Annotated in this window: 17 protein-coding genes; 1 reads left to right on the forward strand and 16 read right to left on the reverse strand. The window is 70.4% G+C overall.

The features are described 5' to 3' along the window. Nucleotides 1-13: 13 nt before the first annotated feature. The 14 genes from whiA to PV766_RS06815 all read right to left on the reverse strand — a co-directional run bounded on the left by whiA (nt 14) and on the right by PV766_RS06815 (nt 14,564). Nucleotides 14-997 (reverse strand): DNA-binding protein WhiA, encoded by a 984-nt coding sequence (whiA, locus tag PV766_RS06750; protein WP_064064913.1) that lies wholly within the window; start codon nt 995-997, stop codon nt 14-16. Beyond that, a complete protein-coding gene (locus PV766_RS06755) occupies nt 988-2,040 on the reverse strand; it encodes a gluconeogenesis factor YvcK family protein (protein ID WP_084421931.1) in 1,053 nt (350 codons plus the stop codon). The genes whiA and PV766_RS06755 overlap by 10 nt, the downstream gene beginning before the upstream one ends. After that, on the reverse strand, nt 2,037-2,960 hold the full coding sequence (gene rapZ, locus PV766_RS06760; RefSeq protein WP_064064998.1) for an RNase adapter RapZ: 924 nt from the start codon (nt 2,958-2,960) through the stop codon (nt 2,037-2,039). The genes PV766_RS06755 and rapZ overlap by 4 nt, the downstream gene beginning before the upstream one ends. A gap of 14 nt (nt 2,961-2,974) precedes the next feature. Beyond that, a complete protein-coding gene (uvrC, locus tag PV766_RS06765) occupies nt 2,975-5,143 on the reverse strand; it encodes an excinuclease ABC subunit UvrC (RefSeq protein WP_064064914.1) in 2,169 nt (722 codons plus the stop codon). Between the two features lie 30 nt (nt 5,144-5,173). Continuing rightward, the gene (locus tag PV766_RS06770; RefSeq protein ID WP_421096727.1) at nt 5,174-5,680 is read right to left on the reverse strand and encodes a PH domain-containing protein; all 507 of its coding nucleotides are present in this window, start codon (nt 5,678-5,680) and stop codon (nt 5,174-5,176) included. Continuing rightward, nucleotides 5,677-6,159: a 6,7-dimethyl-8-ribityllumazine synthase gene (gene ribH, locus PV766_RS06775; protein WP_064064915.1), complete on the reverse strand. Its 483-nt coding sequence runs from the start codon at nt 6,157-6,159 to the stop codon at nt 5,677-5,679. Before ribH ends, PV766_RS06770 begins: the two co-directional genes overlap by 4 nt. Then, entirely contained in the window at nt 6,159-7,409 is a 1,251-nt protein-coding gene (locus PV766_RS06780; protein ID WP_255162759.1) for a bifunctional 3,4-dihydroxy-2-butanone-4-phosphate synthase/GTP cyclohydrolase II, read from the reverse strand. The genes ribH and PV766_RS06780 overlap by 1 nt, the downstream gene beginning before the upstream one ends. 74 nt (nt 7,410-7,483) lie before the next feature. Continuing rightward, the gene (locus PV766_RS06785; RefSeq protein ID WP_016934885.1) at nt 7,484-8,089 is read right to left on the reverse strand and encodes a riboflavin synthase; all 606 of its coding nucleotides are present in this window, start codon (nt 8,087-8,089) and stop codon (nt 7,484-7,486) included. 39 nt (nt 8,090-8,128) lie between these two features. Continuing rightward, nucleotides 8,129-9,148, reverse strand: coding sequence for a bifunctional diaminohydroxyphosphoribosylaminopyrimidine deaminase/5-amino-6-(5-phosphoribosylamino)uracil reductase RibD (ribD, locus tag PV766_RS06790; RefSeq protein WP_064064917.1), 1,020 nt, complete (start codon nt 9,146-9,148; stop codon nt 8,129-8,131). After that, complete coding sequence (gene rpe / locus PV766_RS06795) at nt 9,145-9,828, reverse strand: ribulose-phosphate 3-epimerase (protein ID WP_129976702.1); 684 nt, start codon at nt 9,826-9,828, stop codon at nt 9,145-9,147. Before rpe ends, ribD begins: the two co-directional genes overlap by 4 nt. Before the next feature lie 157 nt (nt 9,829-9,985). Beyond that, entirely contained in the window at nt 9,986-10,915 is a 930-nt protein-coding gene (locus PV766_RS06800; RefSeq protein ID WP_421096728.1) for a 1-phosphofructokinase family hexose kinase, read from the reverse strand. A gap of 77 nt (nt 10,916-10,992) precedes the next feature. Next, nucleotides 10,993-12,474, reverse strand: coding sequence for an RsmB/NOP family class I SAM-dependent RNA methyltransferase (locus PV766_RS06805; RefSeq protein ID WP_064064920.1), 1,482 nt, complete (start codon nt 12,472-12,474; stop codon nt 10,993-10,995). Continuing rightward, nucleotides 12,471-13,394, reverse strand: coding sequence for a methionyl-tRNA formyltransferase (gene fmt, locus PV766_RS06810; protein WP_129976699.1), 924 nt, complete (start codon nt 13,392-13,394; stop codon nt 12,471-12,473). The genes PV766_RS06805 and fmt overlap by 4 nt, the downstream gene beginning before the upstream one ends. A gap of 159 nt (nt 13,395-13,553) precedes the next feature. After that, complete coding sequence (locus tag PV766_RS06815) at nt 13,554-14,564, reverse strand: esterase/lipase family protein (RefSeq protein ID WP_421096729.1); 1,011 nt, start codon at nt 14,562-14,564, stop codon at nt 13,554-13,556. A gap of 287 nt (nt 14,565-14,851) precedes the next feature. Here PV766_RS06815 and PV766_RS06820 point away from each other — a divergent pair, with 287 nt between their 5' ends. Continuing rightward, nucleotides 14,852-15,553 carry a hemerythrin domain-containing protein gene (locus tag PV766_RS06820; protein ID WP_129976697.1) on the forward strand — a complete coding sequence of 234 codons (702 nt, stop codon included), beginning with the start codon at nt 14,852-14,854 and terminating at the stop codon, nt 15,551-15,553. A 41-nt stretch (nt 15,554-15,594) separates the two neighbouring features. Here the strand turns inward: PV766_RS06820 and PV766_RS06825 are convergent, their stop codons facing one another. Both PV766_RS06825 and metK read right to left on the reverse strand, forming a co-directional pair. Continuing rightward, on the reverse strand, nt 15,595-17,613 hold the full coding sequence (locus PV766_RS06825) for a primosomal protein N' (protein ID WP_421096730.1): 2,019 nt from the start codon (nt 17,611-17,613) through the stop codon (nt 15,595-15,597). A 17-nt stretch (nt 17,614-17,630) separates the two neighbouring features. After that, nucleotides 17,631-18,845, reverse strand: coding sequence for a methionine adenosyltransferase (gene metK / locus PV766_RS06830; protein WP_016934198.1), 1,215 nt, complete (start codon nt 18,843-18,845; stop codon nt 17,631-17,633). Between the last annotated feature and the right edge of the window lie 36 nt (nt 18,846-18,881).

Consider the following 18,881-nt stretch of genomic DNA (forward strand, 5'->3'; position numbering starts at 1 on the left):
CCAGCGTGCCCCGCTACGCCTCGTCCAGCAACTCAGCGGTGACGGCCGACTCCGTGTCGGGGATACCGAGTTCCTTCGCCCGTCGATCCGCCATAGACAGCAGGCGGCGGATCCTCCCTGCCACGGCGTCCTTGGTCATCGGCGGGTCCGCGAGCTGTCCGAGTTCCTCGAGGGACGCCTGGCGGTGCTGCACGCGCAGCGATCCGGCGGCGGCGAGGTGGTCGGGCACGTCCTCTCCCAGGATCGCCAACGCCCGTTCGACCCGCGCCGCGGCTGCCACTGCGGCGCGTGCGGACCGGCGCAGATTGGCGTCGTCGAAATTGGCGAGGCGGTTCGCGGTCGCGCGCACTTCCCGGCGCATGCGGCGTTCCTCCCAGACCAGGCGGGTGTCCTGGGCGCCCATGTGGGTGAGCAGCGCGCCGATGGCCTCGCCGTCTCGGATCACGACGCGGTCGGCGCCGCGCACCTCGCGCGCCTTGGCGGTGACGCCGAGCCTGCGGGCCGCACCGACGAGCGCGAGGGCGGCCTCCGGGCCGGGACAGCTGACCTCGAGGGCCGAGGACCTGCCCGGTTCGGTGAGCGAGCCGTGCGCGAGGAACGCCCCCCGCCAGGCCGCGGCGGAGTCGGAGACGCTGCCGCCGACCACCTGCGCCGGCAGGCCGCGTACGGGTCGTCCCCGGCCGTCGAGCAGACCGGTGCGGCGGGCCAGCGCCTCACCGTCCTTGGCGACCCGGACGACGTACCGGGAGCTCTTGCGCAGTCCGCCCGCGCCGAGCACCTGGATCTCGGCGGGATAGCTGTAGAGCTCGAAGATCTCGCGGCGGAGACGGCGGGCGATCGAACCGAGGTCCACTTCGGCCTCGACGACCACCCGTCCGGCGACGATGTGCAATCCCCCGGCGAAGCGCAGGAGGGCGGACACCTCGGCCTTGCGGTTGCTGATCCTGGTGACCGACAACCTGCTCAGCTCGTCCTTGACCTCCGCTGTCATTGCCACGAGACGCTCTCCCTCCCGTCCCCGCGTGCGGCACGGTTTCCACGGCGCGAGGACAGACATGTTTCCAGTGCCCCTGCCAACTTGGCGGGGTCGTGTCGATGCGTACCGGTCTCCGCGACGTCGACGAACGAGACGTCCGCGCCGAATCGGGCCGCGGACCGGCTCAGGTGCTCGCGCTCGCGTCCTTCCGGTACCGAGGCAGCATCCACGACGACGTGGTCGACACGGAAATCGGGTGCGTGCTGGGCGAGAACGTGCAGGTGACGCTCGGCGGAGAATCCGGCGGTCTCCCCCGGCTCCGCCGCGAGGTTGAGCACGAGTACCTTGAGCGCCTTCGTGTGGACCAGCGCCTCGTGCAGGTCCGGGACGAGCACGTGCGGGATGACGCTCGAGAACCACGATCCGGGGCCGAGCACCACGAGGTCGGCCTCGCAGACCGCGTCGAGCGCGGACGGGCAGGCCGGCGGATCGGCGGGGATCAGGCGGACCCTGCGCACCTTGCCGGGGGTGGTCGCCACCGCGACCTGCCCACGGATGCACCGGCTCACCCGCGGGTCGGATTCGAGTCCCGACACGTCGGCCTCGATGTCGAGCGGGATCGGCGACATGGGCAGGACACGGCCGCGCACGTCGAGGACGCGGGCGAGCATGTCGAGCGCGGTGACGGTGTCGCCGGCCACCTCGGCGAGCCCGGCGAGGATCAGGTTGCCGACGGAATGCCCGGCGAGCGCACCCGTCCCCCCGAAACGGTGCTGCACGGTCTCGGTCCACACCCGGACCTCGTCGTCCGGACCGGCGAGCGCGGCGAGGGCCATGCGCAGATCACCGGGTGGGACGACGCCGAGTTCGGCGCGCAGCCGCCCGGAGGATCCGCCGTCGTCGGCGACGGTCACCACGGCGGTGACCCGCTCGGTGAGACGCCGTACGGCGCTGAGGGTCGCGTACAGGCCGTGTCCGCCACCGAGAGCCGTGATCGCAGGTCCGGATATGGCCTCGTCGGAGTTCGAAACCGCGTCGGGGTTCGGAGCCTCGTCGGAGTTCACTCGCGCCCCAGATCCCGGTGCACCACGTTCACCGTGAGATCCGGTGCCTGCTCGAGGCGTGCGGCGAGGGCCTCTGCCATCGCCACGCTCCGGTGTTTCCCTCCCGTGCAGCCCACTGCGATCGTCATGTAGCGCTTCCCCTCCCGGCGGTAACCGGCCGTCGTCAGATCGAGCAGCCGGTGATAGGTGGCGAGATAGTCCTCGGCACCGTCGCGGGACAGTACATAGTCGCGCACCGCGGGCTCCTGCCCGGTATGCGGTCGCAGTTCGGCGATCCAGTGGGGGTTCGGCAGGAACCGCACGTCGCACACGACGTCGGAGTCCATGGGCAGGCCGTACTTGAAGCCGAACGACTCCACGGTCACCCGGATGGTGTCGGACGCGGCGTCGCCGAAGGCCGCTTCGATCTTGCGGCGCAGGTCGGGTCCCGACAGGGCGGACGTGTCGATCACGAGGTCGGCGGCGGCCTTGACGGGAGCGAGTTGCTCGCGTTCGACGGCGATACCGTCGGTGAGCGTGCGGTCGGCCGTGTCGGATTGCAGCGGATGACTGCGGCGCACCTGTTCGAACCGCCGGACGAGCACCGAGTCGGCTGCTTCGAGGAACAGCACACGGGTGTTGACCGGACGGGCCGCGAGGTCGGTGACGACACGTTCGAGGTCGCCGGTGAACAGCCGGCTGCGCACATCCATCACCACGGCGAGACGTTGCAGAGGAGGCTCGGCCTGCACCGCGAGATCGATCATGGACAGCATCAGCTGGGGCGGAAGGTTCTCCGCCACGTACCACCCGAGGTCCTCGAGTGCGGTCGCCGCGGTACTCAGCCCTGCCCCGGACAGGCCGGTGACGACGATGACCTCGGCCTGTGCCGGCCTCTCACCGTCGACTCCCGACTCCGAACCGTCCGCCGTTCCCGGGATCCGACCCACTTCGGTCACTGTTCCGACTCCGCTCGTACACCCGACACGCCGACGGAGCCATCATCGCCTACCGGCGTGTCGCCCGCATCCGCGACCGCCGGCGCGTCGGTACCGTCCTGCCGTGGTGCGGCCGGTGGCGGCGTGTCGTCCCGCAGCGCTTCGAGCACGGCACGCGCGGTGGCCTGCCCGATGCCGGGTACCGCGGTGATCTCCTCGACGCTCGCCTCCCGCAACCGTGCAACGGACCCGAAATGGGTGACCAGGGCCTTACGCCGGGTGTCGCCGAGGCCACGAACCCCGTCGAGGGCGGATGCCGTCATCCGCTTGGACCGCTTGCTCCGGTGGTAGCCGATGGCGAAACGGTGCGCTTCGTCGCGGATGCGCTGCAGCAGGAACAGCGACTCGCTGGTGCGCGGAAGGATCACCGGATCCTCCTCTCCCGGCACCCACACCTCTTCGAGACGCTTCGCGAGTCCGACGACGGCGACATCGGTGATGCCGAGTTCGTCGAGGACCTCCGCCGCGGCCGCGACCTGCGGTGCACCACCGTCGACGACGAACAGGTTCGGCGGATAGGCGAACCGCCGGGGGCGGCCCGTCGCCGGGTCCAGTGCTGCCTCGGGCGCGAGATCCCCGCCGTTGCCGTCGTCGGACGCAGGTTCGGCCGCATCCGTCTGTCGCGCCACGTCGCGGTTGTGACGGAGGAAGCGTCGACGCGTCACCTCCGCGATCGAGGCGACGTCGTCGCTGCGCCCGTCTCCGGCCGCCTCCTTGATGGCGTAGTGCCGGTAGTCGGACTTGCGCGGCAACCCGTCCTCGAACACCACCAGTGAGGCGACGACATCGGTGCCTTGCACGTGGCTGATGTCGACACATTCGATGCGCAGCGGCGCCGAGTCGAGGTCGAGGGCGTCCTGGATGCCCTGCAAGGCCGCCGAGCGAGCATTGAAGTCGCCGGCGCGCCGCAGCTTGTGCTGGGCGAGGGCTTCCTTGGCGTTGCGCTCGACCGTGTCGGCCAGGGCCTTCTTGTCGCCGCGCTGCGGGATGCGCAGACGCACGGGACCACCCCGCAGGCGCCCGAGCCAGCGGCTCATCTCGTCCGGATCCGGCGGCAGAGCGGGGACGAGCACCTCGCGCGGCACGGCGCTGGTCGCGTCGGTGTCGCCGCTGTCGAGCGCGGCCTCCTCACCGTAGAACTGGGTGAGGAACTGCTCGACGAGCAGGGAGAGCTCTTCGGCGTCGTCCGTTCCCTCGACAGCCTCGACGCCCTCGACGTCGCGGTCCTCGGGACGATCGAGCACGTCACCGGACTTCTCGACGACCCAGCCACGCTGACCGCGCACGCGCCCGCCACGCACGTGGAAGACCTGCACGGCCACCTCGAGGTCGTCGCCTGCGAAGGCCACGAGGTCGGCGTCGGTGCCGTCGCCGAGCACGACCGCCTGCTTCTCGAGGGCCTTGCGCAGCGCCCCGAGGTCGTCGCGCAGGCGGGCGGCGGTCTCGAAGTCGAGTTCCTCCGCCGCGGCCTGCATCCGCTTCTCGACGTCGCGTACCAGTTTGTCGGTGCGTCCGGCGAGGAAGTCGCAGAAGTCCTCGACGATGCGACGGTGCTCCTCGGCGGACACGCGCCCGACGCAGGGCGCGGAGCACTTGTCGATGTAGCCGAGCAGGCACGGACGGCCGATCTGCGCGTGCCGCTTGAAGACCCCGGCCGAGCACGTGCGCGACGGGAACACCCGCAACAGCAGATCGAGGGTCTCGCGGATCGCCCAGGCGTGCGAGTAGGGGCCGAAATAGCGCACGCCCTTACGGCGCGGCCCGCGGTAGACGAACAGCCGGGGATATTCCTCGTTCAACGTGACCGCGAGCATCGGATAGGTCTTGTCGTCGCGGTAGCGGACGTTGAAGCGCGGGTCGAACTCCTTGATCCAGTTGTACTCGAGCTGGAGTGCCTCGACCTCGGTGCGCACCACCGTCCACTCGACCCGGCCCGCGGTGGTCACCATCTGACGGGTGCGCGGATGCAACGAGGCGATGTCGGCGAAGTACGAGTTCAGACGGGAGCGAAGGTTCTTCGCCTTGCCGACGTAGACGACCCGGCCGTGCGGATCGCGGAACTTGTAGACCCCCGGCTCCGTGGGAACGGAGCCGGGGGCGGGGCGATATGTCGAGGGGTCGGGCACAGGTCCAGGCTAGTCGTCGCCCCTGACGGCTCAGCCGTCGTCGTCGCCCCTGACGGCTCCCCCGTCGTCGTCGCGCCTGACGGCTCCGCCGGTGTAATAGGACTCGAGTTCGCGGAAACGCTCGAGTGCGTTCACGGCGAGTTCCCCGTCGCGCGCCTGGATGGCGACGACGGGCACGTACTCGTCGAACGGCAGTTCGAGGCGCGCCCAGGGCGCCCCGTGGTCGAAGAACAACCCACGCACGTCGGTCCACGGGATGTGTCGTTCGGCCACGACGTTGCGGACGGATACTCCCTCCGCCCCGGCACGCAACCGCGGCCGGGTGAACAACAGGACGCCCCCGGTGAGCATGATGCCGATGGCGAGGATCGCGATCTGGTCGACGAACCGCAGGTTCACCCCGGTGTCGCCGCCCCCGCGGAGTACCAGCGCCGCGAAGATGTGCGCGGCAAGGACGACGACGGCCGCCACGACGACCCAGCGCCGCATCTTCTGCGGGCGTACTTCCAGATCCCGGCCGGTCTCGTCGCGGGTCAACGCGCCACCTTCCGCAGCCGCTGCAGCGTCACGGCGGTGTCGAGCGCGGCCGCACAGGCCTGTCCGCCCTTGTCCTCCGCGGAGCCGGGCAGACCGGCGCGGTCGCGGGCCTGCTGTTCGGTGTCGGTGGTGAGAACACCGTTGCCCACGGGGGTGCCCTCGTCGAGCGCGATCCGGGTCAGGCCGTAGGTCACGGCGTCGCACACGTACTCGAAGTGCGGTGTGCCGCCGCGGATCACCACGCCGAGCGCGACGACCGCGTCGTGGGTGCGCGCCAACTGCTGCGCGACGACGGGGAGCTCGATGGCTCCCGCAACGCGCTCGAGCGTGACGTCGGTGACGCCTGCCTGCTCGGCGACCCGTTGGGCGCCGGCGATGAGCGCGTCGGAGATCTCGGTGTGCCAGCGACCGGCGACGATCGCGAGGCTCAGGCCCGCGGCGTCGGCGAGCTGCAGGTCGGGCAGGCCCTCGCCGCTCATCAGGCGTCTCCCTCGTCGAACTCGTCGAGACCGATCAGGTCGTGGCCCATGCGATCGCGCTTGGTGCGCAGGTACGAGATGTTCTCGCGGTTCGCGCGCAGCGGCATCGGGACACGTTCGGTGATCTGCAGGCCGTAGCCGTCGAGACCGACACGCTTGGCCGGGTTGTTGGTCAGCAACCGCATCGACGAGATGCCGAGATCGACGAGGATCTGCGCACCGATGCCGTAATCGCGAGCGTCGGCGGGCAGGCCGAGCTGGAGGTTGGCGTCGACGGTGTCGGAGCCGGAGTCCTGCAGCTGGTAGGCCTGCAGCTTGTGCATCAGGCCGATGCCGCGCCCCTCGTGGCCGCGCATGTAGAGGACGACGCCACGGCCTTCCTCGGCGACCATCTCGAGGGCGGCGTCGAGCTGCGGACCGCAGTCGCAGCGCAGCGACCCGAAGACGTCGCCGGTGAGGCATTCGGAGTGCACGCGTACGAGCACGTCGGAGCCGTCGCCGTCCGGACCGGCGATGTCGCCGCGGACGAGCGCGACGTGTTCGACCTCGTCGTAGATGCTCTGGTAGCCGACGGCCGTGAAATCGCCGTACCGGGTGGGGATGCGGGCCTCCGCGACACGCACGACGTGCTTCTCGTGCTTACGGCGCCACGCGATGAGATCGGCGATCGAGATCAGGGCGAGCTCATGTTCGTCGGCGAAGACCCGCAGCTCGGCGGTGCGGGCCATCTCGCCTTCGTCCTTCTGCGAGACGATCTCGCAGATGACGCCGGCCGGTCGCAGGTCGGCCATGCGGGCGAGGTCGACGGCCGCCTCGGTGTGGCCGGGCCGGCGCAGGACGCCGCCCTCCTTGGCCCGCAGCGGCACCACGTGGCCGGGACGTGTGAAGTCCTGGGCGGTGGTGGTCGGGTCGGCGAGCAGTCGCATGGTGGCGGCGCGGTCGGACGCGGAGATGCCCGTGCCGATGCCTTCCTTCGCGTCGACGGTGACCGTGTAGGCGGTGCCGTGCTTGTCCTGGTTGACGCTGTACATGGGAGGAAGCCCGAGACGGTCGCAGTCCTCCCCGTCCAGGGGCACGCACAGGTACCCGGACGTGTAGCGGACCATGAACGCCACGAGTTCGGGCGTCGCCTTCTCTGCGGCGAAGATGAGGTCGCCCTCGTTTTCACGGTCCTCGTCGTCGACCACGACGACCGCCTTACCGGCGGCGATATCGGCGACCGCGCGCTCGATGGTGTCGAACCTCGTCACTTCCCTGGACTCCAACTCTCGTATCCGGACGACTCGTGCTCCGCGTCCATTGTCGATCTCCACACTACGACGCCTCAACGCGCGTTCTGCAGGCGCTCCACGTACTTGGCGATCACGTCGACCTCGAGGTTGACCAGGGTGCCCGGTTCGGCGGTGCCGAGGGTGGTCAGCGACAGGGTGGTGGGGATGAGCGAGATCTCGAACCACTCGCCACCCGGTTCCCCACCGAGATCCGAGACCGTCAGTGAGACACCGTCGACGGTGATCGAGCCCTTTTCGACGACGTAGCGGGAGATCTCGGCCGGGAGGGAGATGCGCACGACCGTCCAGTTCTCCGAGGGCGTGCGGGAGACGACGGCGCCCGTGGCGTCGACGTGGCCCTGCACCAGGTGACCGCCGAGCCGGCTGTTCAGAGCCGCGGCACGTTCGAGGTTGACGGAGCTGCCGAGCGTGAGCTGCCCGAGCGACGAACGGTCGAGCGTCTCCTGCATCACATCGGCGGTGAAGGAGTCTCCGTCGAGGACGTCGACGACCGTCAGGCACACCCCGTTGACCGCGATCGAATCGCCGTGCTTGGCGTCGGAGGTGACCAACGGTCCGCGCACGGTGAAGCGCGCCGCGTCGGCGAGGCTCTCCTTCGCCACGATCTCACCGAGTTCCTCGACGATGCCCGTGAACATGTTCCGCTCCTTAGCTCCCGATCCGTGACCGGGTCCGATTCAGTTGTCCCGGTCCGGGACGAGGGTCAACAGAATGTCCGAGCCGACCGTCTCGACGCGTTCCCGGCGGAACCGTAGCGCGTCCGCGATCGTGCCCACGCCTGCGTCCTCGACGGCGGCCTCGCCGGCTCCGAGCACGACGGGCGCCAGGTACGCCTGGACGCGGTCGACGCACCCCGCCGCGAGGAACGCACCTGCGAGTCGGGGTCCGCCCTCGACCAGCACGTCGGGCCGGTCGTCGAGCGCGGCGAGTACCGCACCGAGGTCATGGGTGCGTAGCACCAGCGTCGGTGCAGAGTCGTCGAGAACCCGTGCGGAGGTTGGGATCTCACGCATACCGACGACCACCCGCAGGGGCTGGTGGGGTGCGAGTTCCCCGTCGGGCAGGCGGGCGGTGAGCCAGGGATCGTCGGCGAGCACGGTGCCGGTGCCGACGATGATGGCGTCGAGCCGACTGCGCTGGTCGTGCACTCGTGCCCGCGATTCGGGGCCGGAGATCCACTTGCTCGTGCCATCGGCGGCCGCGCTGCGGCCGTCCATCGACGCGGCGTACTTCCACGTCACGTGCGGCCGGCCGGTACGTTGCCGATGCAGCCATGCCCGCAGCGGTCCGCGGGTGACGGCTTCGGCACCGAGACCGGGATGCACGGTGACGCCCGCGGCGCGGAGCGTGTCGGCTCCCCCGCCGGCGACGGGATTCGGGTCGGCGACCGAGTAGTAGACCGTGGCGATCCCCGCATCGACGAGAGCCTGCGCGCACGGTCCGGTGCGGCCGGTGTGATTGCACGGCTCGAGAGTGACCACCGCGGTACCGCCCCGGGCACGCTCCCCCGCTGCCACGAGTGCTCGCACCTCGGCGTGCGGGCCGCCGGGCGGTGCGGTGGCACCGATACCCGCCACCGCGCCGTCCGCGTCGAGGATCACCGCACCGACCGGCGGGTTGGGGCTGGTCGTGCCCCGCACGGCCTCGGAGGCGTCGAGCGCGAACTGGAGGGCTTCGGCGATCTCGGGCGCGGTCACGGCGCGAGCGTCAGGTGCGGGGACGAAGCCCCGGCCTGCGCCCGCAACTTGCGGACCGCCTCGCCGGGATCGGCGGCACCGTAGACGGCGGACCCGGCGACGAAGCAGTCCACACCCGCTTCGGCGGCGGCTTCGATGGTGTCGGCGTTGATGCCTCCGTCGATCTCCACGAGCAGGCGGAGCTCGCCCGAATCGACGAGACGACGGACCTGACGGGCCTTGTCGAGGACGTCGGGAATGAAGGATTGACCACCGAAGCCCGGTTCGACGCTCATCACGAGCAGCGTGTCGAATTCCTTCAGGATCTCGAGATAGGGCTCGATGGGGGTACCGGGCTTGACCGACAACCCGGCCTTGCCGCCGGCTGCGCGGATGTCGCGGGCCACTGCGACCGGATCGTCGGTGGCCTCGGCGTGGAAGGTGACGTTGTGCGCACCCGCTTCGGCGTAGGGCGGCGCCCACCGGCCGGGATTCTCGATCATCAGGTGGCAGTCGAGCGGGATGTCGGTCGCCTTCAGCAGCGACTCGACGACCGGGAGACCGAGCGTGAGGTTCGGAACGAAATGAGCGTCCATGACGTCGACGTGGAGCCAGTCGGCACCGGCGACGGCCTGCGCCTCGTCGGCGAGACGAGCGAAATCCGCGGACAGGATGGACGGAGCGATCATCGGGTGGGCCACAACCGACGAGTCTAGTCGGCGCTCTCCACCGGGTCGGACCTGCATCGGACCACACAGCCCGTAGCCGCACACCCCGGGAATGCCCGCACCCGGGATCCGCGCGCGTCCACCGTGAACGGCAGTGCTCGGACCGCGCGAGGGTCAGACCGCGCGAGGGTCAGACCGCGCGAGCGAGGGCGTCGAAGCGGTCGATGTCCTCGCGGCGGCAGACCTGACTACCCGCGGTGAGGAGAGCGGCCGTACCGCAGGCGATCCCGAGTGCCAGTGCGTCGCGCAGCGACCGTTCCTGCAGCAGCCCCACGACGAGACCTGCGACCATGCTGTCACCGGCTCCGACGGCACTGCGCACTTTGGCCGCCAGGGCCGGTACCCGCACGGCCTCGTCGGCGGTCACCATGATCGCGCCGTCCGCGCCGAGCGAGACGACGACGATCTCCGTGACACCGGCGGTGACGAGCGCCCGTGCGGCCGCGATCTGCTCGTCGCCGGTGTCCAGCTCCCGCCCGGTCCACTCGCACAGCTCGTCCAGGCTCGGTTTGACGAGGAAGACCCCCGAATCGATGCTGGTCAGCGCATCACCCGACGAGTCGAGGACGAAGCGGGCGCCGGCTTCCCGGGCAGCCGCGGCGATGCGGCGCACGAAGGTTCCGGGGACTCCGGGCGGAAAGCTGCCACTCGCCACCACGTACTTCGCACCTTCGGCGACCTTCTCGAGCGTCGCCAGGCAACGCTCCTGCTCCTCACTCGTCAGCTCGGGGCCGGGCGTGACGAAGCGATATTCCTGACCGCTCCTGCGGTCGATCGCCGTGAAGCACTCGCGGGTGGACCCCGCGATGGGGACGATGTGCTCTTCGACGCCGTCGTCGTCGAGCAGACCGCTCATCTGCTCGCCCAGCGCACCGCCGGCCGGATAGACGGCGGCGGCCGAGGCACCGAGCACGCGCGCGACCTTCGCGACGTTCACTCCGCCTCCACCGGCGTCGTAGAACGGCTCGTCACAGCGGAGCTTGCGGGTGGGCACCACCGCGTCCGTGAAGGTCGTGACGTCGAGCGCCGGGTTCATGGTCAAGGTGACGATCTCGGGCATGACCGAACCCTATTCGGACCGGCGGGCCGGCGCGCGGGGCTTCCGCCCGACCGGTCCGGGAGTGCGACTCCCCTCGGTCAGTGCTCGGGTCTACGCAGCGCCGCCATGAACATGGCGTCGGTGCCGTGCCGGTGCGGCCACAGCTGGACTCCCGGCCCCTCCCCGATCCCCGGCACGCCGGGGACGAGTTCGCGTGTGTCGAGTTGCTCGACGCCGTGGCGGCGCACCGCGTCGGACACGACGGCGACCGTCTCGGACACGTGCGGTGAGCACGTGGAGTAGAGCACCACGCCGCCGGGACGCAACAGCCCGATCGCCGACGCGAGCAGTTCCTTCTGCAGCCGCACGAGTTCGGCGACGTCGCCCGGTTGCCTCCGCCATCGCGCCTCGGGACGCCGCCGCAGAGCACCGAGACCCGTGCAGGGAGCGTCGACGAGGATGCGGTCGTATCCCGGTTCGAGGCCCGGGTCGCGGCCGTCGGCGACATGCACGGTTACCGGCAGGTCGCGGGCGGTCTTGCGGACCAGTTCGGCACGGTGCTCGACCGGTTCGACGGCGTCGACGGCGAATCCGTCGATCGCCGCGATGGCGCCGAGCAGCGCCGCTTTTCCGCCCGGTCCCGCGCACAGGTCGAGCCAGCGGCCCCGATCCTCTCCCTCGAGAGGCGCGAGGGTGAGGGCGCGGGCGACGAGCTGGCTTCCCTCGTCCTGGACGGCGGCCATTCCTTCCCTGACCGGTTCGAGTCGGCCGGGATCGCCGTGGTCGAGATGCACCGCGTACGGCGACCACGGACCGATCTCACCGCCGGTGACGAGTGCGAGTTCTTCGGCGGTGATGACACCGGGCCGGGCGACCAGATGGACGATCGGGCGCGCGTCGTCGGCGGCGAGGACGTCGGCGAGCTCGGAGGCGTCCGCGCCGAGCGCGTGGGCGAACGCCTGCGCGATCCACAGGGGGTGGGCGTACCGGAACGCCAAGTGCCCCACCGGGTCCCGTTCCCGGTCGGGGGCGAGCAGTGCGACCCACTCGTCCTCGGACCGCTCCCCCACACGACGCAACACGGCGTTGACGAATCCGGCTCGGCCGGAACCGAATTCCGCTCGCACCAGGTCGACGCTCGTGGCGACGGCGGCATGCGGCGCGACGCGTGTGCGCAGCAGCTGGTAGGCGCCCAGCCGCAACACGTCGAGCAGCGCGCCGTCGATCTCGTCGACGGGACGGTTGGCGGCGTCGGCGATCACCGCGTCCAGCAGACCCCGTGCGCGGGCCGCGCCGTAGGTGAGTTCGGTGGCCAGGGCGGCGTCGCGCGCATCGAGGTGCCGCTCGCGCAGCAACGACGGCAGAACGAGATTCGCGTACGCGTCGCGTTCGCGCACCGCGCGCAGCACGTCCCGCGCGGCGACGCGGGCGGGGTCGGAGTGCGGCTTCGGCGGGCGGCGGGTGTGCTCGGACGCCGGGGTGCGACCCGGCTTCCCTCCGCTGTTGCGCCCACCGCGCCCGGCGGGAGTGCGTCCCCCCGGATCGCGCTTGCCCCGCGGGGGCCTACCGGACTCGCTCATCGCGCACGCACCTTCGGGTCGAGACGGGCGCCGCGCGCCCAGTCCGTGGCTGCCATCGCCTTCTTTCCGGGCGGCTGCACCGTCCCGAGTCGCACCGCCGCGGTAGCGGTACCGACGAGCACACCGTCCTTGCGGATCTCGAGCTCACCGGGTTCGAGGGACTCGTCGGTCACCGTCACAGGTCCGATCTTCACTCGCAGGTCGCCGATCATCGTCCACGCGCCCGGAGCCGGGGTGACCGCGCGGATCCCACGGTCGACGACGTGCGCGGGCAGGGTCCACTGCACCTGGGCCGCCTCGACGGTGACCTTCGGAGCGTGCGAGATACCGTCGGCCGGCTGGGGAGCGGGCGTGAGGATGCCGTCCTCGAGTCCGTCGAGGGTGGACTCGAGCAGCGTGGCTCCCGCTTCCGCGAGTCGGCCGAGCAGGTCTCCGGCGGTGTCGGTGGGACGGACCGTCTCCGTGACGACGCCGTAGACCGGCCCGGTGTCGAGTCCGGCTTCGAGCCGGAAGGTGCTTGCACCGGTGATCTCGTCACCGGCGGCGATCGCCGCCTGCACCGGTGCTGCGCCACGCCAGGCGGGCAGCAACGAGAAGTGCAGGTTCACCCATCCGTGAGCAGGGATGTCCAGGACCTGCTGCGGGATCAGGGCGCCGTAGGCGACCACGGGGCAGCAGTCGGGTGCGAGCTCGGTCAGCCGAGCGACGAACTCGGGGTCGTGCGGCGTGCGCGGAGTGAGCACCTCGATGCCGTGCTCGTCGGCGAGCTGCCCCACGGCCGATCGCACGACCTTCCGGCCGCGACCGGCGGTCGTGTCGGGGCGGGTGACCACCGCGACGACCTCGTGGCGCGACGACTCGATGAGGCGGAGCAACGACGGGACGGCGGGTTCCGGTGTTCCCGCGAAGACCACGCGCATGTCAGAGCACCACCGGGGAGGACGTGGGGTGCGCTGCGTGTGGACTGTGCGGGGATGTCACGGATGCTGCTCCAGTTCTCGACGGCGATGACCTCCCACAGTCTAGGGAGTCGGTGCCGTGCGACCCGCATCACCGCGCCGTGCGGGCTCTCGTCACGGTCAGGTGTTGGACTGGAGGATCAGTTCGGGGATGCCGGTACCGAGCGCGACGGGGTCGCATTCACCGAGCGCGTACCGATCGGGATCGAGCACGTGCCGGGCGAGCTGCAGCGAGAACGAGTCGTAGACCATGTTGAAGTGACCGGTCAGATCCTGCGGGCACAGCTCCTGGATGACATAGTTGGTCGCGCCTTCCCCGCGCAGTGCGACGTTGCCGGCGGGCTGGATGACCTCGTCGACCGCGGTTCCGATGGTCGTGTACCGCACGCCGGCAACGGTGTCGGTGGGCGTGTTGAGTTCGGTGAGCAGTTCCGATCCCTCGAGTTGCTGCACGAGCGCGACGGAGAATTCGCCCTCGACGATGTCTGTCGCTCCGGGCAGCGTGGCGACGGCCGCACCGATTCCGTAGAAGGTGCCCCCGTAGGTGGGTGACGCCATTCCGACCCATCGGTCGACGACCTCGGCGCCACCGAGTTCGTTGATGTAGTACCGGGCGACGGTGGCTCCCTGCGAATATCCGACGACGTCCACCTCCTCCGCACCGGTGGCGCCCTGTACCTCGGTGACGAAGTCGCCGAACTGTGCTGCGGAGACCCGGATGTCACCCGTGCCGTAGTCGTCGGCGCCGTCGGCGAGACCGTAGTTCAGTGCAAACACGCACCAGCCCGATGCGGCGAGCAGCGGTGAGAGCGCAGCGAAGTCGGAGTACGCGTCGGAATCGGTGCCGTGCGCGAGCACCACCGGGCGGGGATGCTCCTCGGACGGCACACACGAGAAGTCGTTACTGCCCGCCGGCGCGACGTCGGGATTGTTCTCGGCATACTCGGCTGCTTCGGCGTGGCCGGTGGCCACCGGTCCCGCCGGGACCGGCACGCTGCTGCCGGAACCCTCACCGAGACCGAGTATCGGCCCGTCCCCGGGCGAGATCGGCTGCGCCGCCGCCGTACCGACAGTGAGCATCGCGGCGACGCATACGCCGACGACACCGCCGACATTCCGCCCGGCTCTCATTCGTCCGTCCTCTCCCTCTGCGCGCCTTCCCGGCACTTACGAAAGAGATCGGTCACAATCACCAGCTTCGCTACTGTGACGAATGGTATCTCCCGCACGGTGTGTCGCTGTCGTTTCTGCGTACGACAGGAGCCTGATGGACCTTGCGCTCGATCCACGGCGGTTCCACACTGAGAACAGCCTCCGCCGACGGAACTGTACGGTGCGAACACGGTGTCCTCACCGTCCTCGCACATCTCGACCTGCACTTCGCATGTGCCGTTGCTCACCGATCCACCGGAGACGTCATGATCACCGATCCCGACGGACCCGCCGATACCCGAATCATGGGAATCGTGCACTCGGCCCTGCGCCGCGACCTCCTTCGTATCGAGGTGGCCACCGCCACGAAGACCTGGCAGGAGACCCATCGCATGGCTCTCGCCGACCACGTGCTGTGGATGATGGACTTCCTGCACCACCACCACGAGTCCGAGGACAAGGGGCTCTATCCGCTCGTGCTGCGATGCAACTCCGAAGCCGGCCCACTCGTGGACAGGATGAACACCGACCACCGCACGATCGAACCGGCGATCTCGGCCGTCGAGGCCGCCGCCCTCGACCTCCGCTCCGACCGTCCGGGTTCCGGAGAGGCGCTCGGGGCCGCTCTGTCCCGGCTGTCCGAGGTTCTGCTCCCCCACCTCGAACTCGAGGAACGGGAGATGATGCCGCTGGTCTCGAAGAGCATCACCGATGCGCAGTGGCGGGCGTGGGACGACGAATTCAACATCGGGCCGAAGGGAATGCAGCAACTCGGCAAGGAGGGGAACTGGCTCATCGACGGCCTCGACGCGTCGTCGCGAGATCACGTCGTGCATCTCGTGCCGCCGGTGCCGCGCTTCATCCTGCTGCACATCCTCGGCATACGACACCGCCACGAGTTCGCAGCGCTGTGGAAGGGTTCCGAAGCCGCATCCATTCCTTCGCAACCGATTCCGAAAGCGGCGTAAGGCGCGAGGCGAGGATCCGGAGAGATCCTCCCGTGGCCGGATCAACCGATACGCGGCGGATCCACCTGGACCCGCAGTGGCCCGTCCGCGCGACGTGCCGTGCGGGTGGCCTGCGCGTCGCGCAGGGACCGACCGAGTGCGCGACCGCGCTCCCGTGCGACCCGCACGATCATCCGGTGCACGTCCTCCGGTTCGGGCCCGTCGGATCCGAACGGCAGTCGCTGGCCCGGCGGTAGCGGTACGGGTCCGAGTACTTCGGCTCCCTCGGGCAGGTGTGTGGCCCCGAGCAGTTCGGCGACCGCCGCCGACGACCCGTCGATCGCGGCCATGTGGACCGCGGGAGGGAACCCGACCTCGGCTCGTTCGGAGACCTCGGATCGGGCATGCCCCACGGGATCCCAGCGCACGAGTGCCTGCACGGTGGGGATCCCGGAATCCGCGACGACCACGACCTGTCCCCCCTCGGCGAACGAGCGCACGAGGGCCGACGCCGTGAGCCAGCGCCGCAGCGTCTCCTCGGCGGCACGCAGATCGGCTCTACCGAGCAACGCCCACCCGTCGAGGAGCAGCGCCGCCCCGTAACCGCCCTCGGCGACCGGTTCGGCTCCCACGGTGGCGACGACCAGCGCCGCCGAACCGGGCACCGCGTGTTTGACCTCGTTTCCGCCGGAGGTCACGACGGGCACACCGGGAAAGGCGCGTCCCAGTTCCTCTGCGGTGCGAGCCGCCCCGACGACCACAGCCCGCAACGAACGTGCACCGCACGCGTGGCACCGGTGCCGCGCGTCGGCGACACCGCACCACCGGCACGCCGGGATCGCGGCTCCGTCGGGCCCGGCCGCGGTGGGCAGCGCGAGCGGACCGTTGCAGTGCCGGCACCGAGCGGGTGCCCGGCACTTGCCGCACGCCAACGCGGGCACGTAACCGCGCCGTGGTACCTGCACGAGGACCGGGCGCTCCGACGCGAGAGCGGACCGCGCGGCGGCGAACGCGATGGCCGGCAGCCTCGCGGCACGCGCGGCCGGGTCCCGCGCGAGTGCCTGGTCGCTGTCGGCGAGGGCTGTGACCTTGGGAGCGCACGCCCTCACGACGTCACGGGGCGCCACGAGGTCGTGCGCCCATCCGGCGTCGACGAGTGCCTGGGTCTCCGCGGTGCGCGCGTGCCCGGCGATCACGATCGCGGCACCGACCGCGTGGGCGCGCAGGGCGGCCACTTCGCGGGCGTGCGGATACGGCGACCGCGGCTCACAGTGCAGGTCGTCGCCGTCGTCCCACACCACGAGAAGCCCGAGATCGGGTGTCGGCGCGAACACCGCGGCACGGGTCCCGACGACGATCCGCGCGGAGCCTCTCAATGCCGCGAGCCAACGCCGATAGCGTTCGGCCGGCCCGAGACCGGCGGCGAGGCCGACGACGTGATCGGCCCCGGCGACGTCGGCGCACGCCGACACGAGGCGGTCGAGGTCGCGCTGGTCGGGGACGACGAGCACGGCCGCCTTTCCCGAGGCCAGGGTCAACGCGGCGAGTTCGGCGAGCCGACGGGGCCAGTCCTCACCGGGCAGCGCCTGCCACGCCGCGCGCGGGGCACGGCCGCCACCGAGCGCTTCGAGGAAGTTCTCGCCGTGCCGGTACCGGCCCCATGCCCCGTGATCGATTTCCGGAACCGACGGGGAGTGCGGTGTGCGGGGATCCTCGGCCTCGACGCGTGCGTGTCGCGGCGGCACTGCGAGACGCAGCACATCGGCCCGGGTCCCCGCATAGCGGGTCGCAACTTCCTCCGCCAGAGCGGCGATCTCGGGCGTGAGGACCTGCTCGGACGAGACCACCCGGTCGAGGCGGCCCAGCTTGCCGGTGTGATCGCTCGACGCGGCGCGCGCGAGCAGGAAACCGTCGACGAGGCGTCCGGCGAAGCGGACGCGGACGCGGACGCCCGGGCGGGCGTCCGCGTCCAGGTCGCGCGGGATCAGGTAGTCGAACTCCCGGTCGAGGTGCGGAACCGGCAGCAGCGGGAGAACCCGCGCGACCGGATCGACCTCGGCGGCGTCGAAATCGGCAGCCACCCGGGCCCGATCGGAATCTACAGACCGGCGGCCGCGCGCAGCTTGTCGGCGCGGTCGGTGTTCTCCCACGGCAGGTCGATGTCGGTACGGCCGAAGTGACCGTACGCAGCGGTCTGCGCGTAGATCGGGCGCAGCAGGTCGAGGTCGCGGATGATCGCGCCCGGACGCAGGTCGAAGACCTCGCCGATCGCCTGCTGGATGCGGGCCGGGTCGGTCTTCTCGGTACCGAAGGTCTCGACGAACAGACCGACCGGAGCGGCCTTGCCGATCGCATAGGCGACCTGCACCTCGATGCGCTCGGCGAGGCCGGCGGCGACGGCGGTCTTGGCGACCCAGCGCATCGCGTAGGCGGCCGAACGGTCGACCTTCGACGGATCCTTGCCGGAGAACGCGCCGCCACCGTGACGCGCCATACCACCGTAGGTGTCGACGATGATCTTGCGGCCGGTCAGGCCGGCATCACCCATGGGACCGCCGAGGACGAACGATCCGGACGGGTTGACCAGCAGACGCACGTCGGCGGTGTCGAGATCGGCCAGATTGGGGTCGGCGAGCACCGCGTCGACGACGTGGGTGCGCAGATCCGGCGTGAGCAGGTTGTTCAGGTCGATGTCGGCGGCGTGCTGCGTCGAGATGACGATCGTGTCGAGGCGGACGGGCTTGTCGCCGTCGTACTCGATGGTGACCTGGGTCTTGCCGTCGGGGCGCAGGTACGGCAGGACCGCGGACTTACGGACCTCCGTGAGGCGCCGGGACAGGCGGTGGGCGAGGGAGATCGGCAGCGGCATCAGCTCGGGCGTATCGGAGCACGCGTATCCGAACATCAGTCCCTGGTCGCCGGCGCCCTGCAGCGCGACCTCGTCGTCGGTGAGCACACCGCTGCGCGCTTCGAGGGCGACGTCGACGCCACCGGCGATCTCCGGGGACTGGGCGCCGATGGCGATGTTGACGCCGCAGGAGTTGCCGTCGAAGCCCTTCGACGACGAGTCGTAGCCGATCTCGAGCACGCAATCGCGCACGATCTTGGGGATGTCGGCGTATGCGGAGGTGGTGACCTCACCCACCACGTGCACCTGCCCCGTGGTCACGAGAGTTTCCACCGCTACCCGGGCACGAGGATCCTCGGTGAGGAGCGCGTCGAGAACCGAGTCGCTGATCGCGTCACAGATCTTGTCCGGATGTCCTTCCGTCACGGACTCACTGGTGAAAAGACGACCGCCGGTCTTGGCCACGAAACTCCCTCTCGACTATGCGCCAGGCGCTGGACG

Source organism: Rhodococcus sp. As11, assembly GCF_048957735.1.
Taxonomy (GTDB): Bacteria; Actinomycetota; Actinomycetes; order Mycobacteriales; family Mycobacteriaceae; genus Rhodococcus; species Rhodococcus gordoniae.

What these genes read in the sequence shown, in the direction of transcription:
- PV766_RS06785 (WP_016934885.1), bottom strand. Translation starts at nt 8,089, where the DNA reads ATGTTCACGGGCATCGTCGAGGAACTCGGTGAGATCGTGGCGAAGGAG.
- PV766_RS06815 (WP_421096729.1), bottom strand. Translation starts at nt 14,564, where the DNA reads ATGAGAGCCGGGCGGAATGTCGGCGGTGTCGTCGGCGTATGCGTCGCC.
- ribH (WP_064064915.1), bottom strand. Translation starts at nt 6,159, where the DNA reads ATGAGCGGCGAGGGCCTGCCCGACCTGCAGCTCGCCGACGCCGCGGGC.
- PV766_RS06820 (WP_129976697.1), top strand. Translation starts at nt 14,852, where the DNA reads ATGATCACCGATCCCGACGGACCCGCCGATACCCGAATCATGGGAATC.
- fmt (WP_129976699.1), bottom strand. Translation starts at nt 13,394, where the DNA reads ATGCGCGTGGTCTTCGCGGGAACACCGGAACCCGCCGTCCCGTCGTTG.
- PV766_RS06805 (WP_064064920.1), bottom strand. Translation starts at nt 12,474, where the DNA reads ATGAGCGAGTCCGGTAGGCCCCCGCGGGGCAAGCGCGATCCGGGGGGA.
- PV766_RS06800 (WP_421096728.1), bottom strand. Translation starts at nt 10,915, where the DNA reads ATGCCCGAGATCGTCACCTTGACCATGAACCCGGCGCTCGACGTCACG.